This is a genomic window from Pseudomonas sp. UBA6310, from assembly GCF_002438225.1.
GTDB lineage: Bacteria > Pseudomonadota > Gammaproteobacteria > Pseudomonadales > Pseudomonadaceae > Pseudomonas_O > Pseudomonas_O kuykendallii.
The window spans coordinates 1-18,449 of sequence record NZ_DJTK01000080.1; the positions used below are offsets into that span (position 1 = coordinate 1).

Genomic DNA, 18,449 nt, shown 5'->3' on the forward strand with positions numbered 1-18,449 from the left:
CGTGGCGTCGGCGTGCAGCGCCTGCTCGCCCTCGGCGGTGGCGATGCGCAGCGCGCCGCGCTCGTTCCAGCCCAGCCAGCGCTGCCGGGTGTGCAGGCGCACGCCCTGTTCGCGCAGGCGCTTTAGCCAGGCACGCAGCAGCGGCGCGGCCTTCATGTCGGTGGGGAAGACGCGGCCCGAGCTGCCGACGAAGGTGTCGATGCCCAGGCCGTGAATCCAGGCGCGCAGGGCGTCGGCGTCGAAATCGGCGAGCAGCGCGGAAATCGCCTCGCGGCGTTCGCCGTAGCGCGAGAGGAATGCCTCGCGCGCCTCGGAGTGGGTGATGTTCATGCCGCCGACGCCGGCCAGGAGGAACTTGCGCCCGAGGGACGGCATGCCGTCGTAAAGATCGACCGCGATGCCGGCGGCGCTGATCACTTCGGCCGCCATCAGCCCGGACGGACCGCCGCCGACGATGGCGACGCGGGGGACGGAGGTGGCGGGCATGGTCGGTCCTGGCGCGGAAGAAAGGCGCCGATTCTAACCGGCTTCGCCCCGCCCGGCACGGCGCCTCAACCCAGCGGCGAGACCCCGGGCGTGCCGGGTGCGGCATCGGTGAACGGGCGGGCGCTGAACTGCGGCGCGGTTTCCGGGACGAGGATCACCTTGCGGCAGTCCTCCTGCTTGTCGTTGAAGATCTTGTAGCCGTCGCTGGCCCTGGACAGCGGCAGGCGGTGGGTGATGATGATTTCCGGGTTCAGCTCGCCGCTCTCGATGTGTCCGAGCAGCGTCGGTAGGAAGCCGTGCACATGGGTCTGGCCCATCTTGAAGGTCAGCCCCTTGTCGAAGGCGTCGCCGAACAGGAAACCGTGGATGAAGCCGGCGTAGACGCCAGGCACGCTGACCACGCCGCCGCGGCGCACGGCGGCGATGCACTGGCGCAGTGCCTTGCCGCTGGAGCCTTCGAGCTTGAGGTTGGTGAGGATGGTCTCGGTGGTGCTGCCCTTGGCCTCGAAGCCGACCGCGTCGATCACCGCATCGACCCCGCGCATGCCGGGTGTGGCCTGGATGATCACCTCCGCCGGGTCGTCCTGCTCGTCGAAGTTGATCGGCACCACGCCGTAGGCCTGGCGGGCGAAGTCCAGCCGGTATTGGTGGTGATCGATCATGAAGATCTGCTCGGCGCCGAGCAGGCGGGCACTGGCGGCGGCCATCAGCCCGACCGGGCCGGCGCCGAAGATCGCCACGCTGGAGCCCCGGCCCACGCCGGCATTGACCGCGGCCTGGTAGCCGGTGGGGAGGATGTCGGTGAGGAACAGCACCTGCTCGTCGTCGAGCGTGTCCGGCACCTTGAACGGGCCGGCGTTGGCCTTGGGCACGCGGACGAACTCGGCCTGGCCGCCGGGCATGCCGCCATACAGGTGGCTGTAGCCGAACAGCGCGGCGCCGGAGGGGATCGATTTCTTGTTCATGATCGCGCCGCGGTCCGGGTTGGTCGTCTCGCAGGCGGCGTGCAGGTTCATCTGGCAGAAGAAGCAGTCGCCGCAGGCGATCACGAAAGGCACGATCACGCGGTCGCCTTTCTTCACCGCGGTGACCGCCGGCCCGGCCTCTTCGACGATGCCCATGAATTCGTGGCCGAGGATGTCGCCGCTCTTCATGGCCGGCATCTTGCCGCGATACAGGTGCAGGTCGGAGCCGCAGATGGCGGTGGCCGTCACCCGCAGGATGATGTCGTCGGGGGCCTGGATGACCGGGTCGGGGACGTTATCCACGCGAACGTCGCGGGCACCGTGATAGGTCAGGGCTTGCATGGCTTTTCCTCGTTCTGGGTAGGACGCGTCTGCGCGTGACGCCGCGTTCGGCGGCGGCGGCAGCGCGGCATTCCCTAGTTGATAGGGCTGACGGCGGGCTTTGGTTCAGGCGGACGGACGAGTGGGCTCGGCGCGGAGCGCAGCGCTGATGCCGTGCGCGTGCAGCGGGCGACGGCGGAGGCGGGCCGCCCGGCGGCGTGCCCAAACGCCGCTGAGGAGGCGAATCTCCGATCGACCGGGCGGTCCGATGTCGGGCACCGTCGCCGAGGAATCCGTATGCCACACCCCGTTCCCAGCCTGCGCAGCGAACGCCTGATCCTGCGTCCCTGGATGCCCGAGGACCGCGCGCCGTTCGCCGCGATGAACGCCGATCCGCAGGTGATGGCGTACTTCCCCGCCTGCCTGGACCGCGAGCAGAGCGATGCGCTGGCCGCGCGCATCGAGGCGCACTTCGCCGAGCACGGCTACGGCTGGTGGGCGCTGGAGGTGCCGGGGGAGGAATCCTTCATCGGCTACGTCGGCCTTCAGGTGGTGGATTTTTCCGCCGCGTTCGCTCCCGCCGTGGCGATCGGCTGGCGGCTGGCCCAGGCGCACTGGGAGCTGGGCTACGCCTACGAAGGCGCCGAGCGCGTGCTCGATTACGCCTTCGATGAGCTGGGCCTCGAGGAAGTGGTCGCCTTCACCGTGCCGGACAATTGCAATTCCCTGGGCCTGATGCAGCGCCTGGGCATGCGCCGCGACCCGGCCGCGGACTTCGAGCACCCGCACCTGCCGCGCGATCACCGGCTGCGCCACCACCAGCTCTATCGTCTGCGCGCCGGAGAATGGCGGCGGGAATGACCGCGGCGCCGGTAAACCCATTACCATGGCGGCAACGGGCCGCGCGAGCCCTGAACCGTGCCTGAGGCTGATCGAGGAGCGAAACAATGAGCCAAGTACTGGACGACCTGGTCGCCTTGCTGAGCCTGGAAACCATCGAAGAAAACCTGTTCCGCGGCGTCAGCCAGGACCTCGGCTTCCGCCAGCTGTTCGGCGGCCAGGTACTCGGCCAGTCGCTGTCCGCCGCCAGCCAGACGGTCGACCCGGACCGCCCCGTGCATTCGCTGCACGGCTACTTTCTGCGTCCCGGCGACGCCAGCCTGCCGGTGGTCTACAGCGTCGACCGCGTGCGCGACGGCGGCAGCTTCACCACCCGCCGCGTCACCGCGGTGCAGAAGGGCCAGACCATCTTCACCTGCAGCGCGTCGTTCCAGGTCCGCGAAGCGGGCTTCGAGCACCAGTCACAGATGCCCGACGTGCCCGGCCCCGAGGGCCTCAAGTCGGAAACCGAACTGGCCCTGGAGATCGTCGACCAGCTGCCGCCGCGCATGCGCGAGAAGGCGGTCAGCCGCAGGCCGGTGGAAATTCGCCCGGTGCACGTCGGCAACCCCTTCCTGCCGGTCTCCAGCGAGCCGGTCAAGCACGTCTGGTTCCGCGCCGACGGCGCGCTGCCGGACATCCCGGCGATCCACAAGTACATCCTTGCCTACGCCTCGGACTTCGGCCTGCTGACCACGTCGCTGCGCCCGCATGGAGTGTCCGTGTGGCAGAAGTTCATGCAGGTGGCGAGCCTCGACCACGCGCTGTGGTTCCACGACGACCTGCGTGCGGACGAGTGGCTGCTGTATGTCATGGACAGCCCCTGGGCCGGCGGCGGGCGCGGCTTCAACCGCGGCAGCGTGTACAACCAGCAGGGCAAGCTGGTGGCCTCGGTGGCGCAGGAGGGGCTGATCCGCCAGCGCGAGGACTGGAAGTGACGCTGGGCGAGGCGCGCCACTGGGTGTTCGACATGGACGGCACCCTGACCGTCGCCGTGCACGACTTCGCCTTCATCCGCCGCGAGCTGGGTATCCCCGCGGAAGACGATATCCTCCATCACCTGGCGGCGCTGCCCGCCGAGGCGGCCTCGCGCAAGCGCGCCTGGCTGCTCGACCACGAGCGCGAACTGGCGCTCGCCTCACGCCCGGCCGTGGGCGCGGTGGCGCTGGTGCGCGCCCTCTGCGAGCGCGGCTGCCGGCTCGGCATCCTCACCCGCAACGCCCATGAGCTGGCGCTGGTGACCCTGCAGGCGATCGGCCTCGACGACTGCTTCGCCGCCGACGATATCCTCGGTCGCGACGAAGCCCCGCCCAAACCCCACCCCGGCGGCCTGCTGCACCTGGCCGAACGCTGGGGCGTCGCCCCCGGCGCGCTGGTGATGGTGGGCGACCACCGCATGGACCTCCAATGCGCCCGCGCGGCCGGCGCGCATGCGCTGCTGGTGAACCAGCCGGAGAACCCCTGGCCGGAATGGAGCGACGGCTTCGTGCGCGATTGCGCGGAGGTGCTGGCGGGGTTGGGGAGCTGATCCGAGGCAAAGGCCCCTCTCCCCGGCCCTCTCCCATGAATGGGAGAGGGGGTGGTGCGGGGTGTGTGATGGAGTGTGGTGCTGGGCTGGGCTACTGGGTGTTTGGTGCTTGGTTATGGCTGGGATGATCTGGGGCAACGGCCCCTCTCCCCGGCCCTCTCCCATGAATGGGAGAGGGGGTGGTGCGGGGTGGGTGATGGAGTGCGGTGCTGGCTGGGCGCTAAAGAGTGGGTGCTTGGGGATGGTGGGGATGATTCGGTGCAATGGTCCTCTCCCCGGCCTCTCCCATGAATGGGAGAGGGGCGCGCGCCAAATCGAAGAGCTGCCGAGTCCACGTCGTGGCGCCGAGCCCGCACGGGCAGCTCCCTCTCCCGTTTACGGGAGAGGGCTGAAGCCTTCCAGCAGCGTCAGCCGTATACGCTCCAGCACCGCCTCCGTTTCCCGCAACACCTCGTGATTCCAGAAGCGCAGCACGCGAAAGCCGCGTTCCTCGAAATAGCGGTCGCGCGCGGCGTCCTTGTCCGACGCCTGCTGATGCTGGCCGCCGTCCACCTCGATGATGAGGAAATGCTCCAGGCAGACGAAGTCGACGATGTAACGCCCCATGGGCTTCTGCCGCTTGAACTTGAGGCCGAGAAAGCGGTGGCCGCGCAGCTGACGCCACAGCACTAGCTCGGCGTCGGTCATCCGGCTTCTCAGGATCTTGCTGTTCAGTAACAGGTCCATGAGCATCCTTGCTCCCGTGGCGATCCTGAAAACCTAGCCGATGTTCACAACGCTTTCGCCTCGAAGGTATCGCAGCTGTCCGGCGAGCCGCTTTCGAAGCCGGCCTTGAACCAGCGCACGCGCTGTTGCGAGGTGCCGTGGGTGAAGGAGTCGGGCACCACGCGGCCCTGGCCTTTGCGCTGCAACTGGTCGTCGCCGATGGCGCTGGCGGCGTTCAGGGCTTCTTCGAGGTCGCCGGGTTCCATCCAGTCGAGGCGCTTCTGCGCGTGGAAGGCCCAGACGCCGGCGTAGCAGTCCGCCTGCAACTCCTGGCGCACCGAGAGCCCGGTGGCGCCTTCCATCGGCTGGCCGCTGCGGCGCGCGGCGTCCACGGTGGCGGGAACGCCCAGCAGGTTCTGTACGTGGTGGCCGACTTCGTGGGCGATCACGTAGGCCTGGGCGAAGTCGCCGGCGGCCTTGAAGCGCTGTTCCAGTTCGCGGAAGAAACCCAGGTCCAGGTAGACCTTCTGGTCCAGCGAGCAGTAGAACGGGCCGACCTGCGAGGAGGCATAGCCGCAGGCGGAGTTGGTGCCGCCGCTGAACAGGCGCAGTTCCGGCTGGCGGTACTGGCCTCCGCCGGTGGCGAAGAGGGCGGCCCAGGTGTCTTCGGTATCGCCGAGGATCGCGCTGACGAAGTCCACCTGGGGATCGGCGCGGCCGTCCGCGGGCTGGCTCTGCTCGACCTGCGAGCCCTGGCCGGAGAGCTGGCCGAGGATCTGCAGCGGGTCCTGGCCCATCAGCAGGCTGATCACCACCACCGCGACGATGCCCCCGAGGCCCAGCCCGCCACCGATGCGCAGGCCGCTTCCACCGGAGCGGCCGTCCGTCACGTTTTCGCTTCTTCTCGCCCTTTGCCAACGCATTGCCGGATCTCCTTGAAGGCCGGTGAGTCCGGCGCTTCATGCTAGGACGCGCGCGGCGCGATGACGTTCAGTCGCAGGCCAGCACCACTCGGTCGCGGCCTTCGTTCTTCGCCTGGTAGAGCGCCTGGTCGGCGCGGCGCAGGGTGCGCTGGAAGTCCGGATGACCGTCGTGCAGGGCCACGCCGAGGCTGACGGTGGTGCGGATCGTGCGGTTCGCGGCGAGCTGGAAGACTTCCTCGGCGACTCGCCGGCGCACCCGTTCGGCGAGGGTCATGGCGGTGGCTTCGGTGGTGTCGACGAGGATCAGCAGGAACTCCTCGCCGCCGTAGCGGAAGGCGTAGTCACCGCCGCGTATGCAACTGGAGAGAATCGCGGCGACCTGTTGCAGCACCAGGTCGCCGGCTTCGTGGCCGAGGTGGTCGTTGACGCTCTTGAAGTGGTCGATGTCGACCATCAGCACCGCGAACGGGCTGTGGGTGGTGCGCGCGAGGGCGATCTTGCGGTTGAGGACGACACTGAGGAACTTGCGGTTGAGCATCTGGGTGAGGCTGTCGCGGCCGACCTCCAGTTCGCCGGCGCGGGCGAACAGGGTGTCCAGCAGGTAGCGCACCACGCGGGTGGATTCGCGAAGCTCGCGCAATTGCCGCAACTTGCCCACCTCCGGCTGGAAGTGGGCGATGCAGCGCTCGATACGGTCGACGTGTTCGCGGATGGCGCTCATCTCCACCGCGTCCTGGAAGGCATGCGTCGCCTTGTGCTTGAACCACAGGCCGAAGTCCTACTGCAGCAGCGGCTGCAACTGCCCGGCCTGGGCACCGAGGGCGATGTCGTACATCAGCTGGTTTTCCCAGTCGAGCAGGCCGGCGCGCTGGCGTTCGCGCTCGGTGCCGATGTTCTGCGATACCGAGAACATCCGGTAGGCCTCCTCGGAGCGCGCGTTGCGCTGATGCGCCAGGGAGTACGCCTGGCTCATGACCTCCAGGGCGATGTCGATGTTCTCGCTGACGAAGGTGATGGCGTCGAGCTGGGCGCGTCCGAGCCTGGCGCTGCCCAGTTGCAGGAAGATCGCTGCCTTGAGGAAGCGCGCGCCGCGCATCACCAGGCTGATCGGGATGTCGACCCGCGCATGGATTTCGCCGATCCGTTTCTGCAGTTCGATCAGTTCGGGAACGTCGGAGCGGTTGCGCAGGGCGAACATCTCCTGCAGCCAGCGCCGCATGGACGGCTTGAGGTGTTCCTCGACGCGCTGGTGGGCGAGGAACTGCCCGGCGTGGCTGTCGTCACCCATGTGCTGGTAGAACCGTTCGGCAAGCGATTCGGCGTGCGCGTCGATCAGCGCGCCGACGGTTCGGCAGAGGGTGGCGTCGTAGCGGTCGAAAAGGGCGCCCCAGTCGGCGGCCAGGGGAGCGAGAACATCGGCTGTCATGGGTGGGTCCGATCACTGCGAGAGGACGGAAGCGTTGCGCGCCTAGGCGAAGCGCCATCATGCAAAGCGCGCGAATCTACACCAGCGTTCGCGCCTCTGCGCGTGCCCGAACGGTCGGTTCCTGACGAAAGGAAACACCCCGAGCCACCTGTTTGACGCCGGTCAATGGGCCGGGTAGTCGCTCACTACGCTCTGTTTGCCGTCGGTGCCCACGCCGATCACCTGATAGGCGTCCTTGCGCTCGCCCATTTCCATTCCCGGCGAGCCCATCGGCATACCCGGCGTGGCGATGCCGGCCAGGTCGGCGCGCTGGCGCAGGGCGAGCACGTCCTTCGCCGGCACGTGGCCCTCGACGAACTTGCCGTCGATCACCCCGGTGTGGCACGAGCCGAGCGCGTGCGGCACGCCGAGGCGGGTCTTCAGCGCCGGCATGTCGTTCTCGATGTGGTCGCGCACGCTGAAGCCGTTCTGCTCCAGGTGCTTGATCCAGGACGTACAGCAGCCGCAGTTGGGGTCGCGATAGACGTCGATGGCCACCGGCTCGGCGGCCTGGGCGACGCTGCCGACGAGCAGCGCGGCGAGCAGGGGAAATGCGCGCATGGTGAGTCTCCTGAGGTGAGGCGCGCAGGATAGCGCGCCCGGTGGCGTCCGGGACTGGCCTGGCGCAGGCCGAGGCGGCGAAGGTGTGACCGCCTGTTGCCGAAATGCGCTTCATCGGCCGTCAAAGGGTGCGACGAACCATCGCAGGTGGGTCTACTCTCAATTACAGATTCCGTCGTCGACACCCCGCCGGCGCGGTCTCGACACAGCCCCGTAAGGGGCGGGAGAGGAGGGAGCGCGATGATCAATCACGTATGGGGACTGTTGTCCCGTCCGACCCGCGAATGGGCCCAGATCAACACCGAAGGCGAAACCGTCATCCACCTGTATGCCCATCACGTGTTGCTGATGGCGCTGATACCGGTGGTCTGCGCCTTCATCGGTACCACCCAGATCGGTTGGAAGCTCGGCGACATGCAGACGTCGGAGGTGTCGCTACCCGTCGCCGTCGCCCTGGGTGCCGGCTTCTACCTGATGATCCTCGCCGCCATCGCGGTGATGGGAAACGTCATCTTCCGCATGGCCGAGCGTTATCCGGAGCGCCCCAGCGTCGACCGCTGCATCGTGTTCGCCGGCTACGTGGCGACGCCGCTGTTCCTCGCCGGCGCGGTGCTGCTCTATCCGCTGATCTGGCTGTGCATCCTGGTGGGCTGCGTGGCCCTCTGTTACACGGCCTATCTGCTGTATCTGGGGATTCCGTCGTTCCTGCAGATTCCGCGCAAGGACGGTTTCATCCTCTCCAGCGGAACCCTCGGCATCGGCGTGCTGGTGCTCGAGGCCCTGCTGGCGCTGACCGTGCTGATCTGGAGCGTGGGCTCGAACTTCGGTATCGGCCGGCTGTTCCTCGGCTGAGCCCGTATCGACGATAGGTGGCGGACCGGCCGCTTAGCGCCGCACCAGCAGCACGCCGGACTCCATGTGGTGCGTCCAGGGGAACTGGTCGAACAGCGCGCAGCGCTCGACGCGATGGGTGTCGTGCAGCTGCGCGATGTTCTGCGCCAGGGTTTCCGGGTTGCACGAGATGTACAGGATGCGCTCGAAGCGCCGCGTCAGCTCGCAGGTGTCCGGGTCCATGCCGGCGCGCGGCGGGTCGACGAACACGCTGCCGAAGTCGTAGCTCGCCAGGTCGATGCCTGCCAGGCGGCGGAACGGGCGGACGCCGTTCAGCGCCTGGGTCAGCTCCTCGGCCGACAGCCGCACCAGGGTAACGTTGTCGATGGCGTTGTCGGCGAGGTTGGCCAGCGCCGCGTACACCGACGACTTGCTGATCTCGGTGGCCAGTACCTTGCGCACTCGGGTCGCCAGCGGCAGGGTGAAGTTGCCGTTGCCGCAGTACAACTCCAGCAGGTCGTCGTCGCGCTCGCCCAGCGCCTCGTAGGCCCAGGCGAGCATCTTGCCGTTCACCGTGCCGTTGGGCTGGGTGAAGGCGCCCTCGGGCTGGCGATAGCGAAAGCGCCGCCCGGCGACCTCCAGTTCCTCCTCGACGAAATCCCGCCCGATGACGATGCGCTGACCGCGCGATCGGCCGATCAGGCTGACCTGCAGGTCGGCCGCGACCTGTCCCGCCGCCGCCTGCCAGGCGTCGTCCAGGGGCCGGTGGTAGGCCAGGGTGATCAGCGCGTCGCCGGCCAGGGTGGTGAGGAATTCCACCTGGAACAGCTTGAACGACAGCGCCGTGCTGGCCTGCCAGGCAGCCTTGAGCGGCGCCATCAGCGCGTTGATCCGCGCGCTGGCGATGGGGAAATCCTCGATCAGGATCGGCGTGTACTTGTCGCCCTTCTCGAACATCGCATAGAAGCGCTCCTCGTTTTCCCGCCACAGGCGGAACTCGGCGCGCAGCCGGTAGTGCTGCAGGGGCGAGTCGAACACCTGCGGTTCGGGCGCATCGAACGGTGCCAGCAGCTCGCGCAGGCGCGCGGTCTTTTCGGTGAGTTGCTGGGCGTAGGCGGCGGAATCGAGAGGGACGGAGCTCATGGATCACTCAGGCGGGCGCGGAAATCGGGCGGCTATTGTACGGATTCGCCAGGACGGCGGGGGCGGCTTTGTCGTGGAACGGTAGCCCGCGGCATCGCCGGCGCATGACGGGCTGAAAACCCGCCCGGTACGCCTCGCCACCGTGGGCGCGCCGCGCGCACCGCCCGGTCGGAGCGACACCGCGCTGCGGTGCGCATGGCGCACCCTACGGCCGATAGCGGGATGAATTCGTGGGTCTGTTCGGTCGAACCCGACCCGGTACGCGGCCCCGTAGGGTGCGCCGCGCGCACCGTATGGTCGGAACGACGCGGCGTTGCGGTGCGCATGGCGTTCCTTACGGATACCAGCCGAGCTTGATCACGAAGAGGATCGAGAGCACCACCAGCGCCGAGTTCAGCTCGCGGCCGCGGCCGGCGAGCAGCTTGATCGCGGTCCAGGCGATGAAGCCGAAGGCGATGCCGTTGGCGATGGAGAAGGTCAGCGGCATGGCCAGCGCGGTGATCACCACCGGCGCGGCGACGGTGATGTCGTCCCAGTCGATCTCGGCCAGGCCGGCGGTCATCAGCACCGCGACGAACAGCAGCGCCGGGGCGGTGGCGAAGGCGGGCACGCTGCCGGCCAGCGGCGAGAAGAACAGCGCGAAGAGGAATAGCACCGCCACCACGATGGCGGTCAGCCCGGTGCGCCCGCCGGCGCTGACACCGGCGGCGGACTCGATGTAGCTGGTGGTGGTCGAGGTGCCGAGCAGTGAGCCGACCATCGCCGCGCTGCTGTCGGCGATCAGCGCGCGGCCCATCTTCGGCATGTAGCCGTCCTTGCGCATCAGGCCGGCCTTCTTCGCCACCGCGATCAGCGTGCCGGAGTTGTCGAACAGGTCGACGAAGAGGAAGGCGAAGATCACGCTGACCAGGCCGATGTCCAGCGCACCGCGGATGTCCAGTTGCAGGAAGGTCGGCGCCAGCGACGGCGGCATCGAGACGAAGCCACCGAAGCTCGAGACGCCCAGGGCGATACCGGCCGCGGTGGTGACGAGGATGCCGATCAGCACCGCGCCGGTCACCTTGCGCGCCTCCAGGGCGACGATCAGGAAGAAGCCGAGGATCGCCAGCACCGCTTCCGGCTTCGCCAGGTCGCCCATGCCCACCAGCGTGGCCGGGTTGGCGACGACGATGCCGGCTTCCTTCAGGCCGATCAGGGCGAGGAACAGGCCGATGCCGGCGGCGATCGCCGAGCGCAGTTCCAGCGGGATGCTGTTGATGATCCATTCGCGGATTCGGAAGATCGAGAGCAGAAAGAACATGCAGGCCGAGAGGAACACCGCGCCGAGCGCTACCTGCCAGGTGTGGCCCATGTGCAGCACCACGGTGTAGGTGAAGAAGGCGTTCAGGCCCATGCCCGGCGCCAGCGCGATCGGGTAGTTGGCGATCAGGCCCATGATCGCCGAGCCGATGGCCGCGGCCAGGCAGGTGGCGACGAAGATCGCGCCCTTGTCCATGCCCGTCTCGCCGAGGATGCTCGGGTTGACGAAGAGGATGTAGGCCATCGTCAGGAAGGTGGTGACCCCGGCGAGGATCTCCGTGCGCACCGTGGTGTTGTGTGCCTTGAGTTGAAAGAGTCGTTCCAGCATGGCGATCTCCCGACGCGCTCTGCAGGCGCGCTTGATGCTCGTGGATGCGGTGCGTGGGCGCCGCGATGGGTTCGGCGGCCTCGGGAAGTTGCCCGGTCGGTCAGCAAAACGGCGCGAATCATAGCAAAACGGTAGCCGAAATCACCGCCCGTGGATCGGCCTGGCGAGCCCGCCGGACGCCGCGTCGGGCGCGTCAGCGCGCAAACCCGCGCAGCGCGCCGGGGGAACGCGGTACCCTCGCCCTATCGACTTCTGGAGGTGCCTATGCCCCGAGCCCTGCTGGCCGTCGCCGACGGCGTGGAAGACCTGGAAACCGTAACCGTCCTCGACGTGCTGCGCCGCGCCGAGATCGAGGTGGTGATGGCCAGCGTGGAGGCGCGGCGGATGTTCACCTGCGCGCGCGGCAGCCGGCTGACCGCCGATGCGATGCTGCTCGACGTGCTGGCGCAGGATTTCGACCTACTGGTGCTGCCCGGCGGCGCGGTGGGTGCGGAGCGACTCGGCGCGCACCTGCCGCTGGCCGAGCGGGTCCGCCAGCAGGCCGCCGCCGGCCTCGAGTTCGCCGCGATCTGCGCGGCGCCGGCCCTCGCGCTGCAACCCTTCGGCGTGCTCAAGGGGCGGCGGATGACCTGCTACCCCGCGTTCAGCGATCGGTTGTCCGGCTGCGTGTTCGTCGACCAGGCGGTGGTGGTCGACGGCAATCTGACCACGGCCCAGGGCCCGGCGGCGGCGCTGGAGTTCGCCCTGACCCTGGTCGAGCGCCTGTCCGGCAGGGCGGCGCGGCGCAAGGTCGGCGAGGCGATGCTGCTGCGCTGAGGTGCCTGGTCGAACTCGCGCGCCCCCCGGCGGGTCAGTGAAGACAGGCCGGCGCTCCGATCGGTATCGAGTGAATGATGAGGCGAAACGAATGGATGGCGTCGATCTGACGGTACTGCGGCGCGCCCGCGACTGGCTCCGCGAAGGCCATGAGGTGGTGCTCTACAGCGTGGTGGAAACCTGGGGCAGCGCGCCGCGCCCGGTGGGGTCGCTGCTCGCCCTGCGCGGCGACGGACGGGTCGAGGGTTCGGTATCCGGCGGCTGCATCGAAGACGACCTGCTGGCGCGGTTGCCGCTGCGGGTCGACGAACAGGCGCGCTGCGCGCTGATCACCTATGGCGTGACGAAGGAGGAGTCGGCGCGTTTCGGCCTGCCCTGTGGTGGCACGCTGCGGCTGGTGCAGGAGCCGCTGCGAGACGCCGGCTGGATCGACGAGCTGCTGCAACGCTGCGAGGCCCACGAACGCGTCGCCCGGCACCTGCACCTGCGCAGCGGCGCCGTCACGCTGGCGCCGATCGGCCGCGAGCAGGCGCTGCACTTCGACGGCGAGCTCCTCGTGGCACCTTTCGGCCCGGCCTGGCGGTTGCTGCTGATCGGCGCCGGGCAGCTGTCGCGCTACGTCGCCGACTTGGCGCACACGCTGGGTTTCGAGGTGCTGATCTGCGACCCGCGCGAGGCCTATGCCCACGATTGGCCGCTGGAGCGGGTGCGCTTCCTGCCCGGCATGCCCGACGATGCCGTGCTCGCCGCCGAGCCGGATGCGCACACCGCCATCGTCGCGCTGACCCACGATCCACGCCTGGACGACATGGCGCTGCTCACCGCGCTCGGCTCCGAGGCGTTCTACGTCGGCGCGCTGGGGTCGCGGGCGAACAACGAGAAACGCAAGCAACGGCTGATTTCCTTGGGCCTCGACGCCGTCGACGTGGGCCGCCTGCACGGGCCGATCGGCCTGCCCATCGGCAGCCGCACGCCGGCGGAAATCGCCCTCTCGCTGATGGCCGAGATCGTCGCCCTGAAGAACGGCGCGCGGGTTGCCCAGCCGGGTCGCCAGGCCGGGCTGGATGCGGTGGGGGCTGAGGCGGCGCGGCCTGGCGCGGCGCGACTGAAGTCCGCCTGATGCGGGGTGGCGTTCGTGCCCTGCTGCTCGCCGCCGGCGTGGGCAGCCGCTATCGCGCGGAAAGCGACAGCGACAAGCTGCTGGCGCCGAGCCGGGCGGGCGATCCGTATTCCACACCGGTGCTGCTGGCCGCGCTGCACACCCTGCAGGGCGTCGCCGAGGAGCTGGTGGTGGTGGTCCGCGCCGACAACGCCGCGCTGATCGAGCGCCTGCGCGGGCAACCCTGCAGCCTGCTGGTGGTGGAAACCAACGGCCTCGGTCACAGCCTGGCCCAGGCGGTGCGTGCGCATCCGGCCGAGCAGGGCTGGCTGGTGGCACTCGGCGACATGCCCTACGTGCGGCGCGACACGCTGCTGGCGGTGGCGGAGGCGATCCGCCCGCAGGGCCTGGTCGCGCCGGTCTACCAGAACCAACTCGGCCATCCGCGTGGCATCGGCAGCGCCCATCGCGAGCAACTGCTGGCACTGGACGGCGAACGCGGCGCGCAGACGCTGTTCCAGGGCGACGCGGTGCAGCGCCTGGCCCTGGACGATCCCGCCGTCCTGCGCGACATCGACCGCCCCGGCGACCGGCTCGCCTAGGGCGGGCTCCAGCCTCCCCACGGATCTGGGTAGGGTGGGCTTCAGCCCACCCGCGTGCCCGCCTGGGGCATCTGTGTGTCGGTGGGTTAAAGCCCACCCTACGAGCTCGCCTACGCCTCTGCGCGACATCGACCGCCCCGGCGACCGGCTCGCCTAGGGCGGGCTCCAGCCTCCCACGGATCTGGGTAGGGTGGGCTTCAGCCCACCAGCGCGCCCGCCCGGGGCATCGGCGTGTCGGTGGGCTAAAGCCCACCCTACGAGCTCGCCTACGCCTCTGCGCGACATCGATCGCCCCGGCGACCGGCTCGCCTAGGGCGGGCTCCAGCCTCCCCACGGATCCGGGTAGGGTGGGCTTCAGCCCACCAGCGTGCCCGCCTGGGGCATCGGCGTGTCGGTGGGCTGAAGCCCACCCTACGAGGGTCGCGCAGCCCATGTGGTGCGCATGGCGCCACCTGCGGGTGACGACAGGGTGATTTTCGTAGGGTGCGCCACGCGCACCGGCGCATGGCGTTGCGTGAGCCCGCCGGATCGATACCGCTCCTCGCCTGCGCTGAACATTTCCGGATCTGGCTGCGTCGTACCTCCTAGACGCGGAACACCGCGCAGCGAGTGCCCGCCGCCGGGCGCGAATGCAGACCAGACCGTGAGGCACCCATGAGCGCCACCTCCCTTCGCGAGGGCCGCAGCGATCCTGCCGCCCATTCGATTTCCCTCGTTCTCAATGGCCAGCCGCGTCACCTCGACGTGCTGCCCTGGACCACCGTGCTCGACCTGCTGCGCGAACAGCTCGACCTGACCGGCAGCAAGAAAGGCTGCGACCACGGCCAGTGCGGCGCCTGCACCGTGCTGCTGGACGGCAAGCGGGTGAACGCCTGCCTGACCCTGGCGGTGATGCTCGACGGCCGCGAGCTGACCACCGTCGAAGGGCTCGCCAACGGCGACCAGCTGCATCCGTTGCAGGAGGCCTTCGTCAAACACGATGCCTTCCAGTGCGGCTACTGCACGCCCGGGCAGATCTGCTCGGCGGTCGGTCTGGCCCGCGAAGGGCGTGCGCAGAGCCGCGAAGAAATCAGCGAGCTGATGAGCGGGAACCTCTGTCGCTGCGGCGCCTACAACAACATCCTCGATGCCATCGAGGAGGCGTTGCCGGCCACGCGTGGGGAGGGCGGCGCATGAATCCCTTCGCCTACAGCAAACCGGCCGCGGTGGACGAGGCGCTACGCCTCGCCGGGCCGAACGCGCGCTTCATCGCCGGCGGCACCAACCTGCTCGACCTGATGAAGGAAAACGTCACCCGCCCCGAGCGGCTGATCGACATCAACGGCCTGCCGCTGCGCGGTATCGACGCCACAGCCAGCGGCGGCCTGCGCATCGGCGCGCTGGTGAGCAACGCCGACTTGGCCTGGGACGCGCGCATCGAGCAGCGCTATCCGCTGCTGGCCCAGGCGATTCTCGCCGGTGCTTCACCGCAACTGCGCAACATGGCCAGCACCGGCGGCAACCTGCTGCAGCGCACCCGTTGCTACTACTTCTACGACGCCGGCGTGCCGTGCAACAAGCGCGAGCCCGGCAGCGGCTGCCCGGCGAAGGACGGGCTCAACCGTATCCACGCGGTGCTCGGTGCCAGCGACGACTGCGTCGCGGTGAACCCGTCGGACATGTGCGTGGCGCTGGCCGCGCTGGAAGCGGTGGTGATCGTCGCCGGACCGCAGAGCGAGCGGCGCATCGATTTCGCCGATTTCCATCGCCTGCCCGGCGACGCGCCGGAGCGCGACAACGTGCTGGCCGACGACGAGCTGATCCTCGCCATCGAACTGCCGGCCGAAGGCTTCGCCGCGCACAGCCGTTACCTGAAGATTCGCGACCGGGCCTCCTACGCCTTCGCCCTGGTGTCCGTCGCCGCGGCGCTGGAGCTGGACGGCGGCAACATCCGCGCGGCGCGCCTCGCCCTCGGCGGCGTCGCCCACAAACCGTGGCGCAGGCAGGAGGCCGAGGAGGTGCTGATTGGCAAGCCAGCCAGCGACGAAGCCTTCGCCCTCGCTGCCGATCTGCTGCTCGAAGGTGCCCGCCCGCTGGCGCACAACGGCTTCAAGATCGAACTGGCACGCCGCGCCATCGTCCGCGCCCTGGGCGATGCCGCCCATTCCATCCAGCATCAGGGAGGCCGCCCATGAACGCCCACGCCCAACCGGATTCGTCGCCGCTCGGTCGGCCACTGGACCGCGTCGACGGCCCGCTGAAGGTCACCGGGCAGGCGCGTTATGCCGGTGAATTCAACCAGGCCGGGCTGCTTTACGGCAGCGTGGTGTCGAGCACCATCGCCCGCGGCCGCGTGCTGTCCATCGAGAGCGCCGCCGCCGAGGCGGTTCCCGGCGTGCACCTGGTGCTGACCCACCTGAGCCGCCCGCGCCTGGCGGCCGACGACGACAGCTACGAGGACATGGACTCCGCCGAGGGTTCGGCCTTCCGCCCGCTGTTCAACGACCGCGTGCTCTACAGCGGCCAGCCGCTGGCGCTGGTGGTGGCCGACAACCTGGAGATCGCCCGGCATGCCGCCTCGCTGGTGACCATCGAGTACGCCGCCGAGGCGCACCAGACCGATCTGGTCGCGGCCCTCGACCAGGCCCACGCGGCCCCGGCCGAACTGCCCGAACCGCGCGGTGACGCCGAGGCCGCGCTGCTCGGTGCCGCCTTGAGCATCGAGCTAGAATACGAGCTGCCCATCGAGCACCACAACCCGATGGAGCCGCATGCCTCGACGGTGCTCTATCAGGACGACGGCAGCCTGCTCATCTACGACAAGACCCAGGGACCGCAGAACAGCCAGCAATACGTGCAGCACGTGTTCCTGCTGGACAAGGAAAAGGTGCGCATCCTCGCGCCCTTCGTCGGCGGCGCCTTCGGCTCCGGCCTGCGCCCGCAGTACCAGTTGCCGCTGGCCGTGATGGCCGCGCTGATGCTGAAGCGCTCGGTGCGGGTGACGCTGACCCGCCAGCAGATGTTCACCTTCGGCTACCGGCCGCGGATGCTGCAGCGCCTGCGCCTGGGGTGCGCGGCCAACGGCACGCTGCAGGCGATCACCCACGACGCCTTCGCCCAGACCTCGCGCTTCGAGGACTTCACCGAACACGTGGTGGAGTGGTCCGGCATGCTCTATCACTGCGACAATGTGCGGTTGGGCTACCAGATGGTTCCGCTGGACGTGTTCACCCCGCTGGACATGCGCGCGCCGGGCGCCGCCGAGGGCGTGTTCGCCCTGGAGTGCGCGATGGACGAACTGGCCTGCGCGGCCGCCATCGATCCGCTGCAACTGCGCCTGCTGAATTTCGCCGATACCAACCAGAACGAGGGCAAGCCGTATTCCAGCAAGGAGCTGCGCGCCTGCTACGCACAGGGCGCCGAGCGCTTCGGCTGGGACCGGCGCTCGATGGAGCCGCGCAGCATGCGCGACGGCCACCAGCTGGTCGGCTGGGGCATGGCGACCGGCGTCTGGGAGGCGATGCAGAACCCGGCCAGCGCCAAGGCCGCGCTGGCCGCCGACGGCACGCTGACGGTGAGCAGCGCCACCACCGATATCGGCACCGGCACCTACACGGTGATGACGCAGATCGCCGCCGCCGCGATGGGGCTGCCGGTGGAGCAGGTGGAATTCAAGCTCGGCGATTCGAGCCTGCCGACCGCGCCATTGCAGGGCGGCTCGTTCACCGTGTCCTCGGTGGGCACCGCCGTGCAGCAGGCCTGCGCGGCCCTGCAGGGCAAGCTCTTCGAGGTGGCGCAGCGCCTGCCGCAGTCGCCCTTCGCCGGGGCGACGCTGGAGCAGGTCGAGTTCGTCGACGGCCAGCTGCGCCTGCGCGAGTCGCCGGACACCGCCCTGGCCATCGCCGAGGTGCTCGCTGCCAGCGGCCCGCTGGAAGCCCAGGCCGACGCCAAGCCGGATGAGAAACGCGACAAGTTCGCCACTGCGACGCACTCGGCGGTGTTCGTCGAAGTGAAGGTGGACGAGGCGCTGGGCAGCATTCAGGTCAGCCGGGTAGTCAGCGCCATCGCCGCCGGCCGCGTGGTCAATCCGAAGATGGCGCGCAACCAGATACTCGGCGGCGTGGTCTGGGGCATCGGCATGGCGCTGCAGGAGGAAACCCAGATCGACCACAACCTGGGGCGCTACATGAATCACAGTCTTGCCGAGTACCACATCCCGGTGAACGCCGACATCCACGATATCGACGTGATCTTCGTCGAGGAAAACGACGACGTGGTCAACGCGCTCGGCTCGAAAGGTGTCGGCGAGATCGGCATCGTCGGCGTCGCTTCGGCGGTGGCCAACGCCATCTACCACGCCACCGGCAAACGCATCCGCGAGCTGCCGATCACGCTGGACAAGCTGTTATAGGCATTCGTCGAGGTGGGGTGGGGTGTGGCATGACACCGCCCGGTAGATCGGTGAAGCGTGACACCGCTATGCGTAGGGTGCGCCAGGCGCAGCTTGCGGGACTTGTGG

General features: G+C 68.9%; 19 protein-coding genes. 10 read left to right on the forward strand and 9 right to left on the reverse strand.

The features are described from left to right. Together B3E91_RS19320 and B3E91_RS19325 are read right to left on the reverse strand one after the other, a co-directional pair. Positions 1-486: NAD(P)/FAD-dependent oxidoreductase (locus tag B3E91_RS19320; RefSeq protein WP_287031039.1), on the reverse strand; the 486-nt coding region annotated here is incomplete at its 3' end. 65 nt (positions 487-551) lie between these two features. Beyond that, a complete protein-coding gene (locus B3E91_RS19325) occupies positions 552-1,793 on the reverse strand; it encodes a zinc-dependent alcohol dehydrogenase (protein ID WP_287031040.1) in 1,242 nt (413 codons plus the stop codon). Between the two features lie 276 nt (positions 1,794-2,069). On the opposite strand from B3E91_RS19325, the gene B3E91_RS19330 reads away from it, so the two are divergent. The 3 genes from B3E91_RS19330 to B3E91_RS19340 all read left to right on the forward strand — a co-directional run bounded on the left by B3E91_RS19330 (position 2,070) and on the right by B3E91_RS19340 (position 4,179). Next, entirely contained in the window at positions 2,070-2,633 is a 564-nt protein-coding gene (locus B3E91_RS19330) for a GNAT family N-acetyltransferase (protein WP_287031041.1), read from the forward strand. 86 nt (positions 2,634-2,719) lie between these two features. Beyond that, positions 2,720-3,589 carry an acyl-CoA thioesterase II gene (gene tesB, locus B3E91_RS19335; RefSeq protein ID WP_090226113.1) on the forward strand — a complete coding sequence of 290 codons (870 nt, stop codon included), beginning with the start codon at positions 2,720-2,722 and terminating at the stop codon, positions 3,587-3,589. After that, complete coding sequence (locus tag B3E91_RS19340) at positions 3,586-4,179, forward strand: HAD family hydrolase (protein WP_287031042.1); 594 nt, start codon at positions 3,586-3,588, stop codon at positions 4,177-4,179. Before tesB ends, B3E91_RS19340 begins: the two co-directional genes overlap by 4 nt. Positions 4,180-4,554: 375 nt before the next feature. Here the strand turns inward: B3E91_RS19340 and B3E91_RS19345 are convergent, their stop codons facing one another. The 5 genes from B3E91_RS19345 to B3E91_RS19365 all read right to left on the reverse strand — a co-directional run bounded on the left by B3E91_RS19345 (position 4,555) and on the right by B3E91_RS19365 (position 7,833). Continuing rightward, positions 4,555-4,905, reverse strand: coding sequence for an endonuclease domain-containing protein (locus B3E91_RS19345; protein WP_273230122.1), 351 nt, complete (start codon positions 4,903-4,905; stop codon positions 4,555-4,557). A gap of 44 nt (positions 4,906-4,949) precedes the next feature. Beyond that, positions 4,950-5,807 (reverse strand): KPN_02809 family neutral zinc metallopeptidase, encoded by an 858-nt coding sequence (gene ypfJ, locus B3E91_RS19350; RefSeq protein WP_273230124.1) that lies wholly within the window; start codon positions 5,805-5,807, stop codon positions 4,950-4,952. 67 nt (positions 5,808-5,874) lie between these two features. After that, positions 5,875-6,528, reverse strand: a complete 654-nt coding sequence (locus tag B3E91_RS19355) for a GGDEF domain-containing protein (RefSeq protein WP_287031043.1) — start codon at positions 6,526-6,528, stop codon at positions 5,875-5,877. Between the two features lie 57 nt (positions 6,529-6,585). After that, positions 6,586-7,233 (reverse strand): protoglobin domain-containing protein, encoded by a 648-nt coding sequence (locus B3E91_RS19360; RefSeq protein ID WP_273230127.1) that lies wholly within the window; start codon positions 7,231-7,233, stop codon positions 6,586-6,588. Positions 7,234-7,395: 162 nt separating this feature from the next. Beyond that, positions 7,396-7,833, reverse strand: coding sequence for a DUF411 domain-containing protein (locus B3E91_RS19365; RefSeq protein WP_273230129.1), 438 nt, complete (start codon positions 7,831-7,833; stop codon positions 7,396-7,398). A gap of 240 nt (positions 7,834-8,073) precedes the next feature. Here B3E91_RS19365 and B3E91_RS19370 point away from each other — a divergent pair, with 240 nt between their 5' ends. Then, positions 8,074-8,685, forward strand: a complete 612-nt coding sequence (locus tag B3E91_RS19370) for a Yip1 family protein (protein ID WP_090226121.1) — start codon at positions 8,074-8,076, stop codon at positions 8,683-8,685. A 33-nt stretch (positions 8,686-8,718) separates the two neighbouring features. Here B3E91_RS19370 and trmA read toward each other — a convergent pair whose 3' ends face one another. Both trmA and B3E91_RS19380 read right to left on the reverse strand, forming a co-directional pair. Then, positions 8,719-9,807, reverse strand: a complete 1,089-nt coding sequence (gene trmA, locus B3E91_RS19375; RefSeq protein WP_287031044.1) for a tRNA (uridine(54)-C5)-methyltransferase TrmA — start codon at positions 9,805-9,807, stop codon at positions 8,719-8,721. A 334-nt stretch (positions 9,808-10,141) separates the two neighbouring features. Beyond that, a complete protein-coding gene (locus tag B3E91_RS19380; protein WP_273230134.1) occupies positions 10,142-11,434 on the reverse strand; it encodes an NCS2 family permease in 1,293 nt (430 codons plus the stop codon). 264 nt (positions 11,435-11,698) lie between these two features. Here B3E91_RS19380 and B3E91_RS19385 point away from each other — a divergent pair, with 264 nt between their 5' ends. The 6 genes from B3E91_RS19385 to B3E91_RS19410 all read left to right on the forward strand — a co-directional run bounded on the left by B3E91_RS19385 (position 11,699) and on the right by B3E91_RS19410 (position 18,341). Beyond that, positions 11,699-12,250: a DJ-1 family glyoxalase III gene (locus B3E91_RS19385; RefSeq protein ID WP_287031045.1), complete on the forward strand. Its 552-nt coding sequence runs from the start codon at positions 11,699-11,701 to the stop codon at positions 12,248-12,250. Between the two features lie 91 nt (positions 12,251-12,341). Then, positions 12,342-13,370, forward strand: a complete 1,029-nt coding sequence (locus B3E91_RS19390; RefSeq protein ID WP_287031046.1) for an XdhC family protein — start codon at positions 12,342-12,344, stop codon at positions 13,368-13,370. After that, complete coding sequence (locus B3E91_RS19395) at positions 13,367-13,951, forward strand: nucleotidyltransferase family protein (protein ID WP_287031050.1); 585 nt, start codon at positions 13,367-13,369, stop codon at positions 13,949-13,951. Before B3E91_RS19390 ends, B3E91_RS19395 begins: the two co-directional genes overlap by 4 nt. Before the next feature lie 654 nt (positions 13,952-14,605). Further along, a complete protein-coding gene (locus B3E91_RS19400; RefSeq protein ID WP_287031047.1) occupies positions 14,606-15,127 on the forward strand; it encodes a (2Fe-2S)-binding protein in 522 nt (173 codons plus the stop codon). Further along, on the forward strand, positions 15,124-16,125 hold the full coding sequence (locus B3E91_RS19405; RefSeq protein WP_287031048.1) for an FAD binding domain-containing protein: 1,002 nt from the start codon (positions 15,124-15,126) through the stop codon (positions 16,123-16,125). The genes B3E91_RS19400 and B3E91_RS19405 overlap by 4 nt, the downstream gene beginning before the upstream one ends. After that, positions 16,122-18,341: a xanthine dehydrogenase family protein molybdopterin-binding subunit gene (locus B3E91_RS19410; RefSeq protein ID WP_287031049.1), complete on the forward strand. Its 2,220-nt coding sequence runs from the start codon at positions 16,122-16,124 to the stop codon at positions 18,339-18,341. Before B3E91_RS19405 ends, B3E91_RS19410 begins: the two co-directional genes overlap by 4 nt. The last annotated feature ends 108 nt before the right edge of the window (positions 18,342-18,449 follow it).

Excerpts from the sequence above, each read along its gene's own strand:
- B3E91_RS19360 (WP_273230127.1), bottom strand. The coding sequence starts at position 7,233 with ATGACAGCCGATGTTCTCGCTCCCCTGGCCGCCGACTGGGGCGCCCTT.
- B3E91_RS19410 (WP_287031049.1), top strand. The coding sequence starts at position 16,122 with ATGAACGCCCACGCCCAACCGGATTCGTCGCCGCTCGGTCGGCCACTG.
- B3E91_RS19370 (WP_090226121.1), top strand. The coding sequence starts at position 8,074 with ATGATCAATCACGTATGGGGACTGTTGTCCCGTCCGACCCGCGAATGG.
- trmA (WP_287031044.1), bottom strand. The coding sequence starts at position 9,807 with ATGAGCTCCGTCCCTCTCGATTCCGCCGCCTACGCCCAGCAACTCACC.
- B3E91_RS19400 (WP_287031047.1), top strand. The coding sequence starts at position 14,606 with ATGAGCGCCACCTCCCTTCGCGAGGGCCGCAGCGATCCTGCCGCCCAT.
- B3E91_RS19325 (WP_287031040.1), bottom strand. The coding sequence starts at position 1,793 with ATGCAAGCCCTGACCTATCACGGTGCCCGCGACGTTCGCGTGGATAAC.
- B3E91_RS19355 (WP_287031043.1), bottom strand. The coding sequence starts at position 6,528 with ATGAGCGCCATCCGCGAACACGTCGACCGTATCGAGCGCTGCATCGCC.
- B3E91_RS19345 (WP_273230122.1), bottom strand. The coding sequence starts at position 4,905 with ATGGACCTGTTACTGAACAGCAAGATCCTGAGAAGCCGGATGACCGAC.
- B3E91_RS19380 (WP_273230134.1), bottom strand. The coding sequence starts at position 11,434 with ATGCTGGAACGACTCTTTCAACTCAAGGCACACAACACCACGGTGCGC.
- B3E91_RS19390 (WP_287031046.1), top strand. The coding sequence starts at position 12,342 with ATGGATGGCGTCGATCTGACGGTACTGCGGCGCGCCCGCGACTGGCTC.
- B3E91_RS19385 (WP_287031045.1), top strand. The coding sequence starts at position 11,699 with ATGCCCCGAGCCCTGCTGGCCGTCGCCGACGGCGTGGAAGACCTGGAA.
- B3E91_RS19365 (WP_273230129.1), bottom strand. The coding sequence starts at position 7,833 with ATGCGCGCATTTCCCCTGCTCGCCGCGCTGCTCGTCGGCAGCGTCGCC.
- B3E91_RS19330 (WP_287031041.1), top strand. The coding sequence starts at position 2,070 with ATGCCACACCCCGTTCCCAGCCTGCGCAGCGAACGCCTGATCCTGCGT.
- tesB (WP_090226113.1), top strand. The coding sequence starts at position 2,720 with ATGAGCCAAGTACTGGACGACCTGGTCGCCTTGCTGAGCCTGGAAACC.
- ypfJ (WP_273230124.1), bottom strand. The coding sequence starts at position 5,807 with ATGCGTTGGCAAAGGGCGAGAAGAAGCGAAAACGTGACGGACGGCCGC.
- B3E91_RS19405 (WP_287031048.1), top strand. The coding sequence starts at position 15,124 with ATGAATCCCTTCGCCTACAGCAAACCGGCCGCGGTGGACGAGGCGCTA.